Source organism: Amycolatopsis decaplanina DSM 44594, from assembly GCF_000342005.1.
In the GTDB taxonomy this organism is placed as follows: domain Bacteria; phylum Actinomycetota; class Actinomycetes; order Mycobacteriales; family Pseudonocardiaceae; genus Amycolatopsis; species Amycolatopsis decaplanina.
In genome coordinates this window covers 37,523-56,457 of sequence record NZ_AOHO01000047.1, presented here as the reverse complement: position 1 = coordinate 56,457, position 18,935 = coordinate 37,523, and the positions used below count along the sequence as shown (strand labels likewise).

The window sequence follows — 18,935 nt, the reverse complement described above, 5'->3', positions numbered from 1 at the left end:
ACCGGCTGTGAGACACGGGATAGTGCTGTTCACCAGTGACCGGGGCATCAGTCCGGCGGCCGCCGCGCGGGCGGCGGAAGCCGCGGGCTTCGACACCTTCCACGTGCCCGAACACACGCACATCCCGGTCAAACGGGAGGCTCCGCATCCGCGCACCGGCGACTCGTCGCTACCCGATGACCGCTACCTGCGCACGCTGGACCCGTGGGTCGCGCTGGCCACCGCGGCCTCGGTGACCACGCGGATCCGGCTCGCGACGGCGGTGGCCCTCCCGGTCGAGAGCGATCCGATCACGCTGGCGAAGACGATCGCCAGCCTCGATCACCTCTCGGCCGGGCGGGTCACCCTCGGCGTCGGCTTCGGCTGGAACGTCGACGAACTGGCCGATCACGGCGTCCCGGGCGGCAAACGGCGGACGGTCCTGCGCGAGTACCTGGAAGCGATGCGTGCGCTCTGGACGCAGGACGAAGCCTCGTACGCGGGCGAGTTCGTCTCGTTCGGCGCCAGCTGGGCGTGGCCCAAACCGGCTCAACCGCATATCCCCGTGATCGTCGGCGCGGGCGGGACGGAGAAGACGTTCCGCTGGATCGCGAAATCGGCCGACGGCTGGCTCACCACTCCTGGCGACACGGACATCGAGGACAAGGCGCGGCGGCTGCGCGAGATCTGGCGCGAAGCGGGCCGCGCCGGCGAGCCGGAGATCTCGGCGCTCGGCGTCCGCCCGGATCCGGAGAACCTGGCCAAGCTGGAAGCGGCCGGGGTCACCGAGACGATCTTCGGTCTTCCGGACCGCTCCCCCGACGAGGTCGAGGCCTGGGTTCGGCGCCTCGCCGGGAAACTCAGCCTGCCCGCTGGGAATCGATGAGATACCGGCCGTCCTGCTGGACCAGGACGAAGGTCTCCCTCCCCGTCATGGTCGCACCGGACGCCTTGACGTAGGTGAGTGTCGCCGTCACCGTGTTGCCGGATTCGGACACGTTCGACACGGTCACCGAGCGGTAGTCCTTCCAGTAGTTCGAATACCGCTCGAAGCTCTGGTTCCTGGTGCGCTTGAAGTTGTCGCTCAGCGTCGCGAACCCGGCCTGGAGGTTCCCCGGGATGAGCGCGTAGTAGGCCGCGAGTGCCTGCCCCGGCGTCTGCGCAGGAGGCGGCGCGGCCGAGGACGACGAAGACGGCGGCGTCGTCGTCGAAGGGGGCACGGAAGACGGCGAAGGCGGTGGGGCGACCGGTTCCGATGTGGTCGGGGCGGCGGACTGCGGCTGGGAAACCGACGGCGGGGCCTCGTCCGCCGGGGTGTCCTCGTCGCGGTTGAGCACCACGACCACGGCCGCGGCGGCGGCAGCCGCGAGCACGAGGAACACGGCGATCACGCCGATCAGCATTCCCTTGCGGGCCTTCGGCGGCGGTTCCTCGGCGACGAGCGTCGTCGGCTCCCCCGCCGCCAGTGCCCGCAGCTCCCGCTCGGTCTCGGTCATCGTCGGCCTGCTGTCCGGCCGGACGTCGAGGAGGCGGGTCAACAGCGGCGTCAGGATCCCCGACCTGGTCGGCGGGGTGATCTCACCGCTCGACGCGCGGTACAGCAACGCGATCGGGTTTTCCGCCGTGCCGTAGGGCGTGCCGCCCTCGAGCGCGGTGTACAGCGTCGCGCCGAGCGAGAACACGTCGGAAGCGGACGTGGCGTCCTCGCCGCGGGCCACCTCCGGCGCCAGGAACGCCGGCGTGCCGGAGATCTCCCCGGTCGCGGTGAGCTGGACATCGCCCATCGCCCGTGAGATCCCGAAGTCGGTGATCTTGACGGTGTCGTCTTCGCCGAGCAGGACGTTGCCGGGCTTGATGTCGCGGTGGACGATGCCCGCCCGGTGCGCGGCCGCCAGCGCCGAGCACAGCTGGATGCCGAGGCGGATGACGTCGTCGACTTCCATCGGCCCGTCACGCAGCTTGTCCGCGAGACTGGTCGAGGGCAGGTACTCCATGATGATCCACGGGCGGTCCTGCTCGTCGATCACCCCGAAGACGGTGATGGCGTGCGGATGCACCAGCCGCGCGGCGATCCTGGCCTCGCGCAACGCACGATTCTTGGCCTCGTCGGCCTTCTGCTCCCCAGCGCCGTACGGCAGAAGGAGTTCCTTGATCGCGACCGTGCGCTCCAGGTTCTCGTCGCGCGCCCGCCATACGGTGCCCATGGAGCCACCGCCGACGGGCTCGATGAGATCGAACCGATCGGCGAGGCGGCGGATCTCCTCCATTATCGACGTCCCCCTGGAGCTGTGGTGTTCGCGCGAACCTTGCCAGCATGCCAGGAACGCACCGGGACGCAGGACCCGGCACGGTGGTTCGCGGCGCGGTGTCGGTCACGTCGGCGACTGGGCCGTTCAGCGGAACCCGCCCCATCGGCTGTCCGGAAGTTCGTATCCCGGCCGGCCGGGGGCGCACTTTACTTCTCCGGTGTGGCTTGTTACCGGAAAGGGCGGCGATGCGGGAAACCATCGGCGGACGCGGCGTGCTCGAAGGCGCGTTCACGTTGCTCGAAGCACTCGACGAGCACGGCGGGCAGGCCGGGCTGACCCAGCTCACGCGGACCACCGGGCTCCCGAAGACCACCGTGCACCGGCTTCTGGACCAACTGGCCGGCTTGGGCGCGGTCGAGCGGGCGGGCCGCGGCTACCGGATCGGCTCGCGCGTGTTCCGGCTCGGGCGGTTCTGGCAGCCCGAACTACGGGACCTGGCCAAGGAATGGCTGCCGGTGCTTTCGGCGCGGATGCGCGCGAGCCTGGTGCTCGTGGTCCCGAGGGAAGGTCGCGCGCTGGTCGCGGCCGGGGCCGTCCTCCCCGCCGACGACGTCCCCGCGTGGCCGGGCAGCCCACTGCCGCCCGGGACCGCCGCCGGACGGCTCCTCGCCGCTCATCACCCCGCGCTCGCCGAGCCGGACGCGGACGCGCCGGAGATCCGCGAGTCCGGGTACGCGGCGGAATCGGAGACGATCACAGCAGGACTCGGCTGCGCCGCCGTCGGTATCAGGACCCCGGACGGCCGGGTCGGCGCGGCACTCGCCGCCGTCCTGCCCGCCCGCCGCGACCCGGTTTCCGCCGTCACCTGGTTGACGAGCACCGCACGCTCCTTCAGCGCCGCGCTCGCCGAATACTCACAGCCGAGCCGGGCCAGATGATCGGCGAACCCCGAACAATCCTCGATCAATGCGAGAACCGGGCAGCAAACTGAAATCGGGCGGAATATTTCCGACCAAATTCCGAAAATCGCCTCACCGTGCGTCCGCGCCCGGCGCCACCGAGTACCGAAATCATGATCACCCTTCCCCAACAGGCTGTTTCCGTGACCGATCGCCTACCGGGCAGTCATTCGCGCGGCGATTAAATCACCGTTTTCCACTCTTTCCGGCGGTTCCGGACCGGAGCAGTACACGTACTGTGCAGGAATTCTTCCCGCCGAGGAGGCAATTCCTTGAAAAGACATTCCCTGAAAAGACGCAGCGCGGCCGCGACCGCATTCCTCGTCATGATGTCCGTAGCGTCGGTCACCACGGCCGTCCCGGCTCGGGCCGCGGCTCTTTCCGGCCGTCCCGTCGTGGCCGGGATCGATCTGGAGCGGGCGACGATCCCCGATCTGCAGCGGGCGATGCGCTCCGGACGACTGTCCTCGGTCGAACTGACCACCTTCTACCTGCAGCGGATCCGCAGGCTGAACCCGACACTGCACGCGGTGCTCACCACGAACCCGGACGCGCTGCGGCTCGCCGCGGACAGTGACGCGCGGCGGCACCGGCACCGGTCGAAGGGGCCCATGGACGGCATTCCGGTGCTGTTGAAGGACAACATCGACACCGCGGACCGGCAGCCGACCACGGCGGGCTCGACGGCGCTGCTGGAATCACGCCCCTACCGGGACGCGGGCGTGGTCGAAAACCTGCGCGAGGCCGGAGCGGTCATCCTCGGCAAGGCCAACCTGTCGGAGTGGTCGAGCTATCGCTCCACCAGCTCGTCCAACGGCTGGAGCCCGCTCGGCGGCCAGACCGCCAACCCCTATGTGCTCGACCGCAACCCGTGCGGCTCGTCGTCCGGCCCGGGGGTCGCCGTCGCGGCACACCTCGCGACCGTCGCGGTCGGGACCGAGACGGACGGTTCGATCAGCTGCCCGTCCGGGGCCAACGGCATCGTGGGGGTCAAGCCGAGCCTCGGGCTGGTCAGCCGCAGCGGGATCGTGCCGGTGTCCAAACAGCAGGACACGGCGGGCCCGATGGCACGCAACGTGGTCGACGCCGCGATCCTGCTCGCGACACTCAACGGCGCCGACCGTCGTGACCCGATCACCGTCGACGCCGCCGGGCGATCACTCGACGACTACACGAAGTTCTTGCACCCCAACGCCTTGCGCGGCAAACGGATCGGCGTCTGGCGTGAGGTCTACACCCCTGACGACACGACGAAGGCGGCGTTCGAGCAGGCGCTGAGCAGGCTCCGGACGCTCGGCGCGACCACGGTGGAGATCACGATCCCCTATCTGGACGTCATCGCGGCGAACGAGTTCCCCGCGATCAGGACCGAGTTCAAGCACGACCTGAACGCCTACCTCGCGTCCACCGGCGGCAGGCATCCCGCCGACCTGGCCGGGCTGATCCAGTACAACCTCGACCACGCGGCGGTCGAAATGCCGTACTGGACCCAGAACCTGTGGGACCGGGCGCAAGCCACCACCGGTGATCTCACCGATCCGGCCTACCGCGTGCTGCGGGAAGCCGCGACGAGCGCCGCCCGGCGCGGTCTCGACGAGACACTGCGCGGGAGCGAACTGGACGCGATCGTGGCGCCGACCAACAACGCCGCGTGGAAGACACAGCTCGGTGTCGGCGACGGCGCCCTGTTCATCGACTCGTCCGGACCGGCGGCGGTGTCGGGCTACGCCAACATGACCGTCCCGATGGCGTACGCCGGGCCGTTGCCGCTGGGCCTGTCGATCATGGGCGCACGGTTCAGCGAACCCTCACTGCTGGCCATCGCCTACGCCTTCGAGCAGGACACGAAGGTCCGGCGGCTGCCGACGTTCATCCCGTCCATCGGCTGAACGGATGTCGTGAGTGGTCCGGATCGTCCTGACGGCCCGGACCACTCACGACGTCATCCCGGGGCGCCCGCCAATAAGGCGAGACTGCGCTCGGCCTCGGCGACGACGGAGCCGCGCTCGACGTGACCGTCGATCACGAGCGTGGCCAGCCCGTGGAGCAGGCACCAGAGCGTGACGGCGAAGCCACCTGGATCGTTCCGCTCCCCCACCCGATCGGCCAGCACCGCGTGGGTCACCCGCTGCGCCTCGGCCAGGTCCGGGTACGCGGCGCGGTCACCGATGCCGGCGCCCGCCATCAAGCGGTACAACGCCGGATTCTCCAGCGCGAAGCCGAGGTAGGAATGGCCGAGCGCGGTCACCGTCCCGGCGTCACAGCCCCGCAGGGAGCTCTGCAATTCGGCGTGTCCTTCCAGCGCGACCGCCACCAGCAACGCGTCCTTGTCGCGGAAATGCCGGTACGGCGCCGCGGTGGACGCGCCCACCTTCGCGACCGCGGCGCGCAGACTCACCCCCTCCGGACCTCTCTCGACGAGGAGCTCCCGTGCGGCGAGGACGAGCGCACGACGGAGATCCCCGTGGTGATAAGCACGTTTGATGATCATGGCGGACCCCCCAGCCCTTGATGCCACGCGAACGCCCCACCTTAACCGGTACGAGACCCGCCGTGAGCGCTTCGGGGCGTTCCGTGGCCGTACGCACGATGGCGCTCAGGCCGGGCCTCGTCACCGGTGTCGCCCTCTTGTCGACGGGACTGCTCGCGGGGGCGTCCGGCTACGGCGCGGTCAACGTCGCCGCCACGTTCGACGTCGTCCCGCTCGATGTGCGGTTGACCTTCCACACGGCGCTGATACAAAGGTCTGGTCGGTCACCGCGGACCCTCCGACCACGCGGCGATCCTCGATCGCGGGGAGGCCTACAACATCATCCGGACCGCCGCCGCGCTCACCGCTTTCGCGCTCGTCATCGTCGCTTCACGGCTCAAGCTCCCCGACCGCGCCCTGACACCGGCGCGATAGCTCACCAGAAAAGTCCCAGGTCAAGTCTGCGAGTACACAGCTCTATCACGTATTCGCTGGATTCGAAACCGGCCCCGCGCTGCGATCATGGTCCAATGGTCGATGATTCCCACTCACCGGAGAAGTTTCGAACCCGACCTACCGCGCCCGCTAAAGGGAAGCATCGGACTCTGTCGAATCGCACCATCGCCCTGTGCGCCGGACTTCTGCTCGTCTTCGCCATCGCCGCTTGCTGGGTGCTGTTCTTTCTCTATGGAAAAGGAACCGACGCCGACAAAGCCCGGCTGGAGGGCGTGCGCACTGTCGGCACGATCGTGCTCGGAGCGGGTGGCGCCATCGCACTGCTCCTGGCCGCTCGACGCCAACAGACCGCGGAGCAGGACCTCCTCACCAAACGGCATGACCTCCAGTTACGAGAGCGGGCCAATGACGACGCTCGCCACGATGCCGCAGAGCGGCGGATCAGCGACCTCTACCTCAAAGCAGTCGAGCAACTGGGAGCGGACAAAGCACCCGTCCGACTCGCGGGGCTGTACGCGCTCGATCGCCTGGCGCAGGACAATCCTTCGCAGCGTCAGACGATCGTCAATGTGATCAGCGCCTACCTGCGCATGCCTTACGAACTGCCCGACAAGGCCCCTGATCCCAGTGCAGAGAAGGAGATCCACGACGAATACCGGAGTGACATTCAAGAACGCGAGGTACGAACGACCGCCCAACGCATCCTGACCGACCATCTCGACCCGAACTACCAGGATGGGAAACGGTTCTGGCCGGACATCGACCTGGATCTCAGCGGCGCACTGCTGATCGATGTCATGTTCCGCGACTGTCGGCTCAACAACGCTCGCTTCTCGAACGCCCGGTTCTGCGGTGACACCTTGCTGATAGGCATCCACTTCGACGGGGAAACCAGGTTCGACGGCGTCACGTTCACCGGCGACTCCTGGTTTTCGGAGGCACGGTTCACCGGCAACGTCCGGTTCGACCAGGCGACCTTCGAGGCCATGGCCAGGTTCGACGCGGCCACCTTCAAGGGAACCGCCACCTTTCGCTCTGCCTCATTCCTGCGCGAAGCCCGGTTCACGAACACGACGTTCACTGGGAGCGTGGTGTTCAGCAAAGCCACCTTCACCGACAGCGCAACCTTCGATGACGCCACATTCTTCGAAGACGCTTACCTGCCTGGTGTGACGTTCGCGCATCGGTCTTACTTCACCGAAGCCGCGTTCGCCGGCGACGCCTGGTTCAATCAGGTGACATTCAGCAGCTACACCACATTCGACGGCGCGACGTTCAGCGGTGACATCAGGTTCACCGACTCCACCTTGGACGGCGTCCCCTTCGTACCCTCACAACTTGAACCGCACAAGCCGCTCGAAGACGAATGAAGAATCAGCTCGGAGGCTGATCGGCGAGGTCGTTCGCCGCGACATACCCGAAGGTCATCGCCGGGCCGATCGTCGACCCCGCCCCCGCGTAACTGTTGCCCATCACCGCCGCGCTGGCGTTCCCGGCGGCGTACAGACCGGTGATGACCGAGCCGTCCGCCCGCAGGACCCGCGCCCGCGCGTCGGTGCGCATCCCGCCCTTGGTGCCGAGGTCGCCCGGGACGATCTTGAACGCGTAGAAGGGCGGCTCCCAAAGCGCGGCGAGGCACGAGTTCGGCAGGACGTACGGGTCGGTGTAGTAGTGGTCGTAGACGCTGGCGCCCCGATGGAAGTCACTGTCCACACCGGACAGTGCTTGCCGGTTGAACCGGTCGACCGTGGCGCGCAACGCCTGCGGCGGGACACCGATCGCGGTGCCGAGCGACTCCACGGTCCACGCTTTCCTGACCGCGCCCGCCGAATACCACTCGTCGGGCAGCGGCAGCAGCGGCGCGACGTCACGGAAGAGATACCGGTTGCGGTAGTGCTGGTCGACGACCAGCCACGCGGGGATGGTGGGCGACGTCGGGTCGCGGTCGTACATCGTGTGCACGACGTCGCTGTAAGGTGCCGCTTCGTTGACGAATCGCTTGCCCGCCGCATCCACCATCAGCCCGCCGGGCAGGGTCCGCTCGGCGAGGCAGAAGTAGGGTTCGCCGGGCAGCGGGATCGCCGGCCCCCACCAGGCGTCGTCCATCAGGTCCAGTGCCGCTCCGGCGCGCTTTCCGGCCAGGATCCCGTCCCCGGTGTTCGACCGGGCACCGACCGTCCATTGTGTACCGATCGGCTGGCGCTGGTACTCCGCCCGCATGGCGGCGTTGTGCTCGAACCCGCCGGAGCCGACGATGACACCACGACGGGCCTTCACCGTGCCCGCCGCGACGACCACTCCGGTGACCTTCCCGTTCTCGATGACGAGATCGGTCAACGGCGTGTTCAGCCAGACCGGGACTCCGGCGCGCTGCAGCCCGGCCCGCAGTCCCGCGGCCAGCGACTGGCCCATGGTGAGCGGTTTCTGCCCGGCGAGCGCGGCGGCCGTGCCGCGGGCGAGGCAGGCGGCCGCCACCGCGGCGCCCTTCGGGTTGACCGCGGCCAGCGCGAGCCATTTGTAGTCGGCGCTGAAGACGACCATCCCCGCGGGCGTGGCGAGATAAGGCGGGTTCAGATTGGCCAGTTCGGCGCCGAGGATGTTCCCGTCGAGCTGATCGGGTTCGATCGAGCGGCCGTCCGGCATCCCGCCGGGCAGTTCCGGGTAGTAATCGCTGTAACCCTCCATCCAGCGGAACCGCAACGGGCTGTTGGCCATCACGAACGACAGCATCGCCGGGCCGTTGGCGAGGAACGCCTGCTGCCGCGAGGCGGGGATCGACGGGCCGACCACGGCGGCCAAGTACCGTGCGGCCTGTTCCGGGGTGTCACGGACGCCGGCCTCGGCCAGCACCGAGTTGCACGGAATCCAGATCCCCGCCCCCGAACGGGCGGCCGAACCACCGAACTTCGCCGCTTTCTCCAGCACCACGCAGCTGAGCCCGCGCTTGGCCGCCGTCAACGCGGCGGTCATCCCGGCCGCGCCCGCTCCGACCACGACGACGTCGTACTCGCCGATCACCGCGGAGGCGGCAGAAGCCGTTCCGGCGAACGGCAGTCCCGAAGCGAGCGCGATCCCGGTGCCGCGCAGGATCTGGCGACGGGACAGGCGGAAGTCGGGTCCCATGCATCCTCCTCGCGTGGGGGATCGAGCGAGGTCATGTTCTCCAGGCGGAGGCAAAAGTGAAACAAGTTCTACCCGCTTGGAGCAGGCCTGGACCACCGCGCTCGGCCGGTCACCTCAACCGGCACGGGCATTCGGGCGAACTTCTCAGCCCAGCGCGCGGACGAGATCCAGCGCGCGGCCGAGGGTCGTGAGCCGGTCGGCGACCGTCTCGCCCGCCGGGTACAGCCGCACCGTGTCGACCCCGGCGTCACGCCAGACGCGCAGCCGTCGCGCCACCATCGGCTCGGTGCCGATCAGCGTCGTACCGAGCACCATCTCGTCGGTCACCAGAGCGGCGGCGCCTTCCCGGTCGCCCGCCTGCCAGCGCTCCCGCACCGCCTCGGCGGCCTCTGCCCAGCCTTGCCTGCTGTAGGCGTCGTTGTAGAAGTTCGTCTTCGCCGAACCCATCCCGCCGAGGCTGAACGCGAGTTCGGCCTTGCGGCCCGCGACCATCCCGCGCAACTCGTCCTCATCCCTTGCGAAGGCGACCTCGGCACCTTGGCAGACTTCGAGGTCCGCCCGCGATCGGCCCGCCTTCGCGAGGCCGGCGTCGAGATGCTGGAAGTAGGCCTGCGCGCCCTCCGGGACGAAACTCGTGCCCAGCCACCCGTCCGCTATCTCGCCGGTCAGCTCCAGCAGCTTCGGCGAAAGCGTGGCCAGATGGATGGGTATGTCCGGATTCGGCGCCGTCGACAACCGCATCGGCCTGCTCTCGCCCGGCAGCGGGATCTCGAACTCCTTGCCGGAGAACGAGATCTTCTCCCCCGCGAACGCCTGGCGGATGATCGCGACCGTTTCCCGCATCCGCGTCAGCGGCCGGGCGAACGAAACGCCGTGGAGACCCTCGATCACCTGTGGCCCCGAAGCGCCGAGCCCGAGGGCGAACCGGCCGCCGGAAAGCTCCGAGAGGGTCAGCGCGGCCTGTGCGATCGCGACCGGGGTCCGGGTGCCGAGCTGGATGATGCCCGAGCCGAGCCGGATCCGCTCTGTCCGCGCCGTGAGACAGCCGAGCACGGAGGGCGCGTCCGAACCCCATGCCTCGGCTACCCAGCACTCGTCGAGACCGAGCTTTTCCGCCTCCAGCACGAAATCCAGCGTGTCCCGCAGTCCTCGCGAGGCCTCGACCGTGGTCGCCGTACGCATCACGCGCGGTCCGTCTCGGCCCGCTCCTTGATCGCCGCGAGGGTCCCGGTCATCGCGTTCTCGAACTCGCGCAGCCGGACGAAGACGATCTTCTCTTCTTTGTCCGGCATCTGGTCGATGGCCAGCGAAAGACCCGAGCGTCCCGGCCCGAGCTGCATCCACTGCCGGAGCTTCGTCCCACCGTTCTCGGGCTCGAGCGTGAAGCGCCACAACGCGGTGGGTGTCTCGGGATCGTGCACCGCCCAGGTGAACACACGCGGCTCGTCGCATTCGACGATGTGCGACGTGGTCTCCCATTCGCCGAGCGCGTCGTGCCTGCTGCGGCCGACGAACCGCCTGCCGACCGCGGCCTCGCCTGCCACACCGTCGCACCATTCGGCCGCTTGGAGTTCCTGGCTCATCTCCGGCATCAGCCGGACGTCGGACACGATCGACCAGACCCTCTCCGGGGCGGCATCGACCCACGCCTGCACCTCGACCGTCGGCTTGTCGGCGTACTTGGCGCCCGTCCACTCCATCGTGGTCGCCTCCCATGCTCGTGACCTCGATAGTTGCGTAGATGGACTTACGTTGTCAAACCCTCCTGCGCGGCGAAGCGACGCACCACGTCGGGACGATTCGCGAGCTTCGGCGGGTAGCCCTCGCCGAGCCGCGCCCGCGTGTTCTCCGCGGTGAGCGGACCGGCGCAGTGCGCGCAGACGACCTCGGCGTGCGTATCGTGTCCGCAGGTCTCGTGGTGAAGGGTGATCGGCGGTCCGGCCTCCCCGGAGAGCCAGCGGTCGCCCCAGCGCGACATCGCGGCGAGCACACCGTAGAAATCCGCGCCCTTCTCGGTCAGCACGTAGTCGTAACGGACCGGGTCGGCCTGGTACGCGCGCTTTTCCAGCAACCCCGCCCCGACCAGGCGGCGCAGCCTGTCGGCGAGGGTGTTCCGCGCGATGCCCAGCTCCTGCTGGAACTCGTCGAACCGGCGGATCCCGTAGAACGCCTCCCGCAGGACCAGCGGCGTCCACCAGTCGCCGAGCAGGTCCATGGTGCGCGCGATCGAACACGGCCACTGCGCGAACGAAGTCCGTTTCATGCCCGCGAGCCTACGCCCGGCGAAATCGATCCGGTCATTCCTCCACCCATTCTCCCGCGCTCAGGCACTGGCCCGGAATGTCGCGATCCGGTCAAGGATATCTCGCGCGTTAATATCGCTCACCCGCTTCCGCACGCTTTCCGACAGCGGCCGCAAACGATCTCGCGTCCGCGCGGAACTGATTCCGTTCGCGATCTCCATCGCGGCGAGGCCGACCTCCGCCGCCCGGTCGAGATCGCCTTCCAACGCATGGTCGACGGCGAGCCAGATCATCGTCAGCGATCGGCTGCGCACCATGTCCGGGCCATAACCGTCGATGGCCTCGGTGAGCGCGGGGATGGCCTCCCGGCTGTGGCGGACGTCGACGAGCCTGGCGAGTTCGGTGCGCACCGTGCCGATCATCGCGGCCAGGTCATTGGCCGTGAAAAAGGCGGACCACGACGGGACGGTGCCTCCTGCGGAATCCGCGAATTGTTCCGGGGCAAGGGAAAGCTTGTCGAGCGCCTGACGGACGTCACCGAGCAGCGCGTAGGCCCAAGCCTCGTTCGCCGACAGGATCGCCTGCGACAGCGGCCGCCTCGCGCGCCTCGCCGCGAGCTGCCCCTGACCGAACTGCTCGAGCGCCTCCTCCGGAGAGCGGTGATGCAGATACATCCGGCCGAGCCGGTAGCGGATGTTGGCGAGAAGGTCGTCGTCGCCCGCCTCCGCCGCGAGTTTGAGCGCGCAACGGAAGTGCCGCTCCGCCCGCGCGGGGCGGCCGGAGTCGAATTCCGTCCAGCCCTTGAGGTTGTGCAGATCCGCGACCACGCCCGCCAGCCGCCGGGCCAGCGGCTCGGACATCATCCCCCGCCGTAGCGCGGTGCCGTATGGCTCCAGCACGCGCAGCAGTTCCCGGCAGGACCCGCCGCCTTCCCGGTAGTCACGGGCCCGGAGCGCGGCGATGACACCCTCCAGCCGCTCGACGTCGGCCTGGCCGACGCTCATCGGGAGCCGGTCAATCACGGCGACGCCCCCGGACACGCGGCACCGCCGGTCCGTTGACGGCGTTCCGCCGCCCGGCGTCCCCTTTGGAAATGGCGACGATGATTCGTACGCCCATTACCGCTCCCTCCCGCTCCACAACGACCGTGCTCGTCGAGGTCCAGGACGAAGCCGCGCCGATCTCTTGGAATGAGTGAACGACGCACGATGATGTTAACCACAAGGAATACCGATTCACTCCGCCGAATGGTTGGCTATTCTCATTCACCGGAATGTGCACGTGCGGATTCTCTTTCTTTGCACGAATGGTCACATTTCCCGCATGCTCACCGCACGTGCCCGCCGAAGACTGTCCGTGAGCGCGTGAGACGCAGCTCTCAGCCGAACGTGTGAACCTTGTCAACTCGGGTCACGAAAGGGCTTCACATTGCGTTATCAATAGCTGAAGATCAACAGCAACCGAACGTAAGGGGCTGAAGCATTGGACAAGGAAAGCGACCTCATCCGGGGGACGATCGTCTTCGGCCTGCGCACATTCGGTGCGGACCCGCTCCCCGTCCAAGCTGATCTCGAATACAACCCCGAAGACCCCTACGCCGTCGTGGTGGCCTACCACTCGGGCGGCGGGACGGTCCGTTGGATGTTCGGCCGTGATCTCCTCGCGGACGGACTCCTCACACCATCAGGTGAAGGCGACGTGATCATCAGCCCGGCCGACGACAGCTCGATCGTGATTTTCGCCCTCAGCGCGCCCGACGGCTGCGCGGTCCTCGAAGCGCCGGCGCAGGAGCTGGCCGAATTCCTCGACCGCACCTACGACGTCGTGCCCGCCGGCTCCGAACCGGAATGGTTCGACTTCGACCAGGAGATCGGCAAGCTCGTCACCGAGTCCTGATGGCCTCCAGGCGGATTCGTTTCGCGGGCTCGCAGGAGCCGGGGTGGCGGCACCGTCCGCACGGCGCCGCCACCCGCCGGATCAGCCGAGTTCGCGGAGCCCCGGGACGACCTGCTCGGAGAACGAGCGCAGGAACCGTTCCTGGTCGTGGCCGGGACCGTGGAAGACAAGGTGGTTGAAGCCCGCCTCGACGTACGGCTTGATCTGCTCGACGGCGTCGGCCGGGTCGGAGGTGACGATCCAGCGGCGGGCGACCTGTTCGATCGGCAGCGCGTCCGCGGCCTTCTCCATTTCGGCCGGGTCCTCGATGCCCGCCTTCTGCTCCGGCGTCAACGAGAGCGGCGCCCAGAACCGGGTGTTCTCCAGCGCCTGCGCCGGATCCGGATCGTAGGACAGTTTGATCTCGATCATCTTGTCGATGTCGCCGGTGCTGCGACCGGCCTGCTCCGCGCCTTCCGCGACCGCGGGCAGCAGCTTCTCGGTGTAGAGCTCCATCCCCTTGCCGCTGGTGCAGATGAAGCCGTCGCCCTGCTTGCCGACGTACTTCGCCATCACCGGGCCGCCGGCCGCGATGTAGATCGGCACGCCGCCCTCGGGACGGTCGTACACGGTGGCGTCGGTGGTCTGGAAGTACTCGCCCTCGAACGTGACGCGTTCCTCGGACCACAGTTTGCGCATCAGGTCGATCGCCTCGCGCAGCCGCGCGAACCGTTCCTTGAACGCGGGCCACTCGATCCGGGCGACCGCGACCTCGTTGAGGGCCTCACCGCTGCCGACCCCGAGCAGCACGCGGCCCGGATACAGGCTGCCGAGGGTGCCGAACGCCTGTGCCACCACGGCCGGGTTGTAGCGGAAGGTCGCCGTCAGCACGCTGGTACCGAGGACGACCCGCTCGGTGCGTTCGCCGACCGCCGCCATCCACGCGAAGGAGAACGGCGCGTGCCCGCCCTGGTGCCGCCAGGGCTGGAAATGGTCGCTGACCATCACGCTGTCCAGCCCGACCTGCTCGGCGAGCACGGAGTACTCGACGAGGTCGCGCGGACCGAATTGCTCGGCCGACGCCTTGTAACCGATCTTCAGTGCCATCCGGGGTCACCACCTGGGCTCTTGGGTTGTTCCGCTCCTCACCTTGGCACAGAATCGATCAGGTCCGCCCATGCCTCGACGCGGTGAAGGGTGTCGGGAACGCCACTGTGGTGACGGGAATGCCGGCGGTGGTCCGGCTGAGCGCGCCGGACCGTGGAAAGACCCCGTACCCGCCCTCGCCTTCCGGGACCGGGACGTGGTGATGAACTGTGCCGTTTGCGCCGTCACCTGTGCGTCGTGCTGGGCTGAGTTGTGATCGGGGAGTCCAACCCCACGCTGCCCGCCACCTACCAGGAGGTGGGGAATGCCTCCGGTAGGACGAGTCCGGCTTGGTGTACTCGATGCCGTTCGTCACCGAAGTCCACCACGGCGGACGGGCGCGTCCGAGAGCCACTCGGCGTATTCGACGAAGGCGCACGACCGATCCCCGTGCGCTCTCCGGATCGCCTTGAGCCCGGAGAGCCACACGGGTGCATGACCTTCGATGTCGAAGAACGCCACCGAACGAGTATGCCGGTCGCGGACCGGCGCGTCAGTCGTAGGACAGGGCTTCCACCAGTTCACCGCTGTCCGGGTTCGGCAGGGCCTTGGCCACGTCGGCCTGCGCCACGATGCCGACGAGTTTGTGCCCGTCGATCACCGGCAGGCGCCGGACCTTGTGGTTCGCCATGGTGCGCATGATCTCTTCGGCGTCGTCGTCCGCGCCGATCGTCACCGCTTCGCCCTGAGCCAGTTCCGAGGCGTGCAGCGCCCGCGGGTCCTTCCCTTCGGCGAGAACCTTCACCACGATGTCGCGGTCGGTCAGCATGCCCTTGAGCTTGCCGTCCTCGCCGCAGATCGGTACCGCGCCCACGGATTCGGCGGCCATCTTCTTCGCCGCGTCGAGCACGGTTTCGGACGCGGACACACATGTCGCGTTCGCGGTCATGATGTCTCGTGCCGTGACCATCCCATCACTCCTTTCGTCAGATCCACATATCGGATACCCGGCATTCGCGGGCCGACACCTCAAGCCGCAGACGGCTCCAGGAGGATCTTGACCGCGCCGTCCTGCTTCTTCTGGAAGATCTCGTAAGCGTGCGGCGCCTTCTCCAGCGGGAGTTTGTGCGTCGCGAAGCCCTCGACACCGAGCGGGTCGGCGGGGTCGATGATCAACGGCATGACGTCGTCGATCCAGCGCCGGACGTTCGCCTGCCCCATCCGCAAGGTGATCTGCTTGTCGAAGAGATCCATCATCGGCAGCGGGTCGACCATGCCGCCGTAGACGCCGCTCAGCGAGATCGTGCCGCCGCGGCGGACACAGTCGATGGCCGCGTACAGCACGCTGAGCCGGTCGATCGCGGCCTTCTCGGTGATCTTCGCACCGATCGGATCGGGCAGGAGACCGACGAGATTCTGCGCCAGCCGCCCGATCGGGGCGCCGTGTGCCTCCATCCCGACGGCGTCAATCACCGAGTCCGCTCCCCTGCCGCCGGTGGCCTCGCGGATGACGTCGCCGAGGTACTTGTGGTCACGCGTGTCGTAGGTGACCACGCCGGCCGCGGCGGCTTTCGCGAGGCGTTCCGGGACCAGGTCGATGCCGATCACCTTGCCCGCGCCCCGGTGTTTCGCGATCCGGCAGCAGAACTGGCCGATGGGGCCCAGCCCGAACACCGCGACCGTGCCGCCCTCGGGGATGTTCGCGTAGTCGACGGCCTGCCAAGCCGTGGGCACGACGTCGGAGAGGTACACGAAGCGTTCGTCCGGCGGGCCGTCCGGCACTTTGATCGGACCGTAGTGGGCCTGCGGGACCCGCAGGTATTCGGCCTGTCCACCCGGGACCTGGCCGTAGAGTTTGGTGTAGCCGAGCAGCGCCGCACCCTTGCCGCGGTCGGTGACCTGCGTGGTCTCGCACTGCGACTGCAGGCCACGATCGCACATGAAGCAGTGGCCGCAGGAGATGTTGAAGGGGACCACGACGCGGTCGCCGGGTTTCAGGTTCGTCACCCCGGACCCGACCTCTTCGACGACGCCCATGGGCTCGTGCCCGAGGATGTCGCCCTCGTCGATGAAGGCGCCGAGGACCTCGTAAAGGTGCAAGTCGGAGCCGCAGATACCGGTCGAGGTGATCCGTACGACGGCGTCGGTCGGTTCGACCAGTTTCGGATCCGGGACGGTGTCCACCCGGACATCGCGTTTCCCGTGCCAGGTGACGGCCTTCATGGTGCTCCCTTCGGCGAGTGGATCTGCTCTCCGCCGGATGCCCGTCCGCGCATTCGGCAAACCTCGCCCTTCCATGACACCGTGGAGTCATGCGAACCCGGATGCTCGCAGTCGCCGTCGACTGCAGTGAAGCCGATGCACTGGCCGCGTTCTGGAAGGAAGCACTCGGCTACCCCGAGACCGAACGGTGGACGGACAGTCACGGGGTTACCTATGTCGAATTGAAGAGTCCCAACGCACCGAGCCTGCTTTTCCAGCCGGTTCCCGAGAAGAAGTCGGGCAAGAACCGGCTGCACCTCGACCTCGCGCCCACCAGACTCGAGCAGCGAGAAGAGGTCGCCCGGCTCGTTTCGCTGGGTGCCAGGGTCGTCGACGATCCCGAGTCGGACGACTGGGTGGTCATGGCCGATCCGGAAGGCAACGAATTCTGCGTGCTGCCGCGGCGCTGAGCCGCCCGGTCCCGCGTGGGGCTCGTGAGTGGTGAGGACGGTTCTAACCGTCCTCACCACTCACGAGACCTCATGCTCTCAGGCGGCCTCGTCGTCGGCGCGGGCCGCCAGATCGGAATGCAGCCCCAGCATCTCCAGCAGCATCCGGCAGTCCGTCGCGTCGCGGGCGTTCGCGACCACCGCTTCGGTCGCCTTGCGCAGCACCGCCGCCCGCACGGCGGTCGCCCCGCCGTCGACCAGTTCCTCCACCGGACGCAATTCCTCGAACGGGTTCCCCATGACCCACCTCCATCGTCCCTTTAGTTGATACCTGATTCCGGCGGCGAAAGCCCCCCGCGTTCTTGCGGTTCCGGCGGCGCCCTCGCCGGTTTCTCCCTAGACTGACGCCATTCGGACGAGCGGACGGAGCGGGAACTGACCACCGAGTTGCGCGGGGAGTTCGTGACACTGACCCCTGTCACCGAGGCCCACGTCGCAGACCTGCGGCGGATCCGCGCCACGGCCGAGGTCGGGGCGCGCTGGGGTTCGGTCGACGACTCCCCCACCTGGCCGTTCGACGATCCCACGACGACCTGCTTCACGGTCCTCGAAGGGGGCGTCGTCCGGGGCTTCGTCCAGTACGGCGAAGAGGAGGACCCGATGTACCGGCACGCGTCGGTCGACCTCTTCCTCGACCCTGCGGCGCACGGCCGGGGGCTGGGCACGGACACCGTCCGCACGATGGCGCGGCACCTCCTGCACGATCGAGGGCACCACCGGCTGGTCATCGATCCCGCCGTGGACAACGACGCCGCCATCCGCTGCTACAAGGCCGTCGGCTTCCGCGAGGTCGGGGTGATGCGCGGCTACGAACGCGACACCGACGGCGAGAGCTGGCACGACGGGCTGCTGATGGACTTGCTCGCCGAAGACCTCACGTAGCGGGTCAGGGCGACTCCGAGCAGCACCACGGCCATCCCGGCGAGCACACGCGGGCCGAGTTCCTCGCCGAGCACGATCGCGCCCAGCGCGACCGAGACGACCGGCAGCAGGTAGCCGACGGTCGCCGCGGAAGTCGGGCCTTCGTCGGCGATGAGCCGGTAGTTGAGGTAGAAGGTGACGCCGGTGCCGAAGATCCCGAGTACGACGACGGCGATCAACGCGGTCAGGTTCGGCGGTCCGGCCGGTGTCGCGTCGAACGGCAGCGCGAGCGCGCTCAGCCCGGTGGCGGTCAGCAATTGCGCGGCGGAGATCGCGATCGGACCGCCTTCGCCGACGAGTTTCCTTCCCATGTAAGCGAAAGCGACCGCGTAACTGATACCGGCGCCGAGCAGTGCCAGTGTCCCCCAGCCGAACAGGCCGCTCTTCTGCCAGGGTGCGAAGATCAGCAGGATGCCGGCGAAACCGAGGACCAGCCCGCCCGCGCGGATCATGGTGATCCGGCGTTCGGTGCCGATCCCGATGCCGATCAGCAACGACCACAGCGGAGTCGTCGCGTTCATCACCCCCGCCACACCGGAATCGACGGTCAGTTCGCCGATGCCGAACAACGCGAACGGCAAGGCGTTGCAGAAGAAGGCGGCGACGAGGAGCCTGCCCCAGATCCGGCGGCCGCGCGGGAGGCGCTGCCCGGCCCAGCGGCTCAGCACGAGAAGGACGGCCGCGCCGAGGGCGCAGCGGATGACGGTCACCTGAACGGGTGGCAGCCCGGTCAGCGCGAGCTTGATCCACAGGAACCCCGATCCCCACAACAGGGCGAGAACGCCCATCCGGACCAGGGTTCCCGGCGCGCCGATGCTCACTTCGTTCCTTTCGCCGGGCTGCTCGATACCTCTCCAAGCTGC

At 68.2% G+C, this 18,935-nt stretch carries 19 protein-coding genes; 7 read left to right on the top strand and 12 right to left on the bottom strand.

Features of this window, described 5'->3' with window-relative positions:
* The first annotated feature begins 7 nt into the window (after positions 1 to 7).
* Positions 8 to 865 (top strand): LLM class F420-dependent oxidoreductase, encoded by an 858-nt coding sequence (locus H074_RS11665; protein WP_039922215.1) that lies wholly within the window; start codon positions 8 to 10, stop codon positions 863 to 865.
* Here H074_RS11665 and H074_RS11660 read toward each other — a convergent pair.
* A complete protein-coding gene (locus tag H074_RS11660; RefSeq protein ID WP_007030234.1) occupies positions 840 to 2,246 on the bottom strand; it encodes a serine/threonine-protein kinase in 1,407 nt (468 codons plus the stop codon). The genes H074_RS11665 and H074_RS11660 overlap by 26 nt on opposite strands.
* Positions 2,247 to 2,473: 227 nt before the next feature.
* On the opposite strand from H074_RS11660, the gene H074_RS11655 reads away from it, so the two are divergent.
* On the top strand, positions 2,474 to 3,166 hold the full coding sequence (locus H074_RS11655; protein WP_007030233.1) for an IclR family transcriptional regulator: 693 nt from the start codon (positions 2,474 to 2,476) through the stop codon (positions 3,164 to 3,166).
* 347 nt (positions 3,167 to 3,513) lie between these two features.
* On the top strand, positions 3,514 to 5,076 hold the full coding sequence (locus tag H074_RS11650; protein WP_083920407.1) for an amidase: 1,563 nt from the start codon (positions 3,514 to 3,516) through the stop codon (positions 5,074 to 5,076).
* A 53-nt stretch (positions 5,077 to 5,129) separates the two neighbouring features.
* Here H074_RS11650 and H074_RS11645 read toward each other — a convergent pair whose 3' ends face one another.
* Positions 5,130 to 5,678: a TetR/AcrR family transcriptional regulator gene (locus H074_RS11645; RefSeq protein ID WP_007030231.1), complete on the bottom strand. Its 549-nt coding sequence runs from the start codon at positions 5,676 to 5,678 to the stop codon at positions 5,130 to 5,132.
* A gap of 509 nt (positions 5,679 to 6,187) precedes the next feature.
* Here H074_RS11645 and H074_RS11640 point away from each other — a divergent pair.
* On the top strand, positions 6,188 to 7,483 hold the full coding sequence (locus tag H074_RS11640; RefSeq protein WP_063705359.1) for a pentapeptide repeat-containing protein: 1,296 nt from the start codon (positions 6,188 to 6,190) through the stop codon (positions 7,481 to 7,483).
* A 4-nt stretch (positions 7,484 to 7,487) separates the two neighbouring features.
* On the opposite strand, the gene kstD is transcribed toward H074_RS11640, so the two are convergent.
* The 5 genes from kstD to H074_RS11615 all read right to left on the bottom strand — a co-directional run bounded on the left by kstD (position 7,488) and on the right by H074_RS11615 (position 12,483).
* Complete coding sequence (gene kstD / locus H074_RS11635) at positions 7,488 to 9,236, bottom strand: 3-oxosteroid 1-dehydrogenase (RefSeq protein WP_007030229.1); 1,749 nt, start codon at positions 9,234 to 9,236, stop codon at positions 7,488 to 7,490.
* A gap of 144 nt (positions 9,237 to 9,380) precedes the next feature.
* Positions 9,381 to 10,418 (bottom strand): LLM class flavin-dependent oxidoreductase, encoded by a 1,038-nt coding sequence (locus tag H074_RS11630; protein WP_039922209.1) that lies wholly within the window; start codon positions 10,416 to 10,418, stop codon positions 9,381 to 9,383.
* Positions 10,418 to 10,936, bottom strand: coding sequence for an SRPBCC family protein (locus tag H074_RS11625; protein WP_007030227.1), 519 nt, complete (start codon positions 10,934 to 10,936; stop codon positions 10,418 to 10,420). Before H074_RS11625 ends, H074_RS11630 begins: the two co-directional genes overlap by 1 nt.
* A 47-nt stretch (positions 10,937 to 10,983) precedes the next feature.
* Entirely contained in the window at positions 10,984 to 11,499 is a 516-nt protein-coding gene (locus H074_RS11620) for a winged helix-turn-helix transcriptional regulator (protein ID WP_007030226.1), read from the bottom strand.
* Positions 11,500 to 11,559: 60 nt separating this feature from the next.
* Positions 11,560 to 12,483, bottom strand: a complete 924-nt coding sequence (locus tag H074_RS11615; RefSeq protein WP_051071918.1) for a tetratricopeptide repeat protein — start codon at positions 12,481 to 12,483, stop codon at positions 11,560 to 11,562.
* A 478-nt stretch (positions 12,484 to 12,961) separates the two neighbouring features.
* Between H074_RS11615 and H074_RS11610 the strand changes: the two genes are divergently transcribed.
* Positions 12,962 to 13,375 (top strand): SsgA family sporulation/cell division regulator, encoded by a 414-nt coding sequence (locus H074_RS11610; RefSeq protein ID WP_007030224.1) that lies wholly within the window; start codon positions 12,962 to 12,964, stop codon positions 13,373 to 13,375.
* A gap of 81 nt (positions 13,376 to 13,456) precedes the next feature.
* Here the strand turns inward: H074_RS11610 and fgd are convergent, their stop codons facing one another.
* The 3 genes from fgd to H074_RS11595 form a co-directional block, all read right to left on the bottom strand.
* Positions 13,457 to 14,461: a glucose-6-phosphate dehydrogenase (coenzyme-F420) gene (gene fgd, locus H074_RS11605; RefSeq protein ID WP_007030223.1), complete on the bottom strand. Its 1,005-nt coding sequence runs from the start codon at positions 14,459 to 14,461 to the stop codon at positions 13,457 to 13,459.
* Between the two features lie 532 nt (positions 14,462 to 14,993).
* On the bottom strand, positions 14,994 to 15,410 hold the full coding sequence (locus H074_RS11600) for a CBS domain-containing protein (protein ID WP_007030222.1): 417 nt from the start codon (positions 15,408 to 15,410) through the stop codon (positions 14,994 to 14,996).
* A gap of 59 nt (positions 15,411 to 15,469) precedes the next feature.
* Positions 15,470 to 16,663, bottom strand: a complete 1,194-nt coding sequence (locus H074_RS11595; RefSeq protein ID WP_007030221.1) for a zinc-dependent alcohol dehydrogenase — start codon at positions 16,661 to 16,663, stop codon at positions 15,470 to 15,472.
* A gap of 89 nt (positions 16,664 to 16,752) precedes the next feature.
* Between H074_RS11595 and H074_RS11590 the strand changes: the two genes are divergently transcribed.
* Positions 16,753 to 17,112, top strand: a complete 360-nt coding sequence (locus H074_RS11590; RefSeq protein WP_039922208.1) for a VOC family protein — start codon at positions 16,753 to 16,755, stop codon at positions 17,110 to 17,112.
* Between the two features lie 78 nt (positions 17,113 to 17,190).
* On the opposite strand, the gene H074_RS11585 is transcribed toward H074_RS11590, so the two are convergent.
* Complete coding sequence (locus H074_RS11585; protein ID WP_007030219.1) at positions 17,191 to 17,391, bottom strand: hypothetical protein; 201 nt, start codon at positions 17,389 to 17,391, stop codon at positions 17,191 to 17,193.
* A gap of 135 nt (positions 17,392 to 17,526) precedes the next feature.
* Between H074_RS11585 and H074_RS11580 the strand changes: the two genes are divergently transcribed.
* Positions 17,527 to 18,033, top strand: coding sequence for a GNAT family N-acetyltransferase (locus H074_RS11580; RefSeq protein WP_420805376.1), 507 nt, complete (start codon positions 17,527 to 17,529; stop codon positions 18,031 to 18,033).
* Here H074_RS11580 and H074_RS11575 read toward each other — a convergent pair.
* Positions 17,958 to 18,893 (bottom strand): DMT family transporter, encoded by a 936-nt coding sequence (locus H074_RS11575; RefSeq protein ID WP_007030217.1) that lies wholly within the window; start codon positions 18,891 to 18,893, stop codon positions 17,958 to 17,960. The two genes, H074_RS11580 and H074_RS11575, sit on opposite strands and share 76 nt — an antisense overlap.
* Positions 18,894 to 18,935 lie beyond the last annotated feature (42 nt).

What these genes read in the sequence shown, in the direction of transcription:
- H074_RS11660 (WP_007030234.1), bottom strand. Translation starts at nt 2,246, where the DNA reads ATGGAGGAGATCCGCCGCCTCGCCGATCGGTTCGATCTCATCGAGCCC.
- H074_RS11655 (WP_007030233.1), top strand. Translation starts at nt 2,474, where the DNA reads ATGCGGGAAACCATCGGCGGACGCGGCGTGCTCGAAGGCGCGTTCACG.
- H074_RS11650 (WP_083920407.1), top strand. Translation starts at nt 3,514, where the DNA reads ATGATGTCCGTAGCGTCGGTCACCACGGCCGTCCCGGCTCGGGCCGCG.
- H074_RS11645 (WP_007030231.1), bottom strand. Translation starts at nt 5,678, where the DNA reads ATGATCATCAAACGTGCTTATCACCACGGGGATCTCCGTCGTGCGCTC.
- H074_RS11640 (WP_063705359.1), top strand. Translation starts at nt 6,188, where the DNA reads ATGGTCGATGATTCCCACTCACCGGAGAAGTTTCGAACCCGACCTACC.
- kstD (WP_007030229.1), bottom strand. Translation starts at nt 9,236, where the DNA reads ATGGGACCCGACTTCCGCCTGTCCCGTCGCCAGATCCTGCGCGGCACC.
- H074_RS11630 (WP_039922209.1), bottom strand. Translation starts at nt 10,418, where the DNA reads ATGCGTACGGCGACCACGGTCGAGGCCTCGCGAGGACTGCGGGACACG.
- H074_RS11625 (WP_007030227.1), bottom strand. Translation starts at nt 10,936, where the DNA reads ATGGAGTGGACGGGCGCCAAGTACGCCGACAAGCCGACGGTCGAGGTG.
- H074_RS11620 (WP_007030226.1), bottom strand. Translation starts at nt 11,499, where the DNA reads ATGAAACGGACTTCGTTCGCGCAGTGGCCGTGTTCGATCGCGCGCACC.
- H074_RS11615 (WP_051071918.1), bottom strand. Translation starts at nt 12,483, where the DNA reads ATGAGCGTCGGCCAGGCCGACGTCGAGCGGCTGGAGGGTGTCATCGCC.
- fgd (WP_007030223.1), bottom strand. Translation starts at nt 14,461, where the DNA reads ATGGCACTGAAGATCGGTTACAAGGCGTCGGCCGAGCAATTCGGTCCG.
- H074_RS11600 (WP_007030222.1), bottom strand. Translation starts at nt 15,410, where the DNA reads ATGGTCACGGCACGAGACATCATGACCGCGAACGCGACATGTGTGTCC.
- H074_RS11595 (WP_007030221.1), bottom strand. Translation starts at nt 16,663, where the DNA reads ATGAAGGCCGTCACCTGGCACGGGAAACGCGATGTCCGGGTGGACACC.
- H074_RS11590 (WP_039922208.1), top strand. Translation starts at nt 16,753, where the DNA reads ATGCGAACCCGGATGCTCGCAGTCGCCGTCGACTGCAGTGAAGCCGAT.
- H074_RS11585 (WP_007030219.1), bottom strand. Translation starts at nt 17,391, where the DNA reads ATGGGGAACCCGTTCGAGGAATTGCGTCCGGTGGAGGAACTGGTCGAC.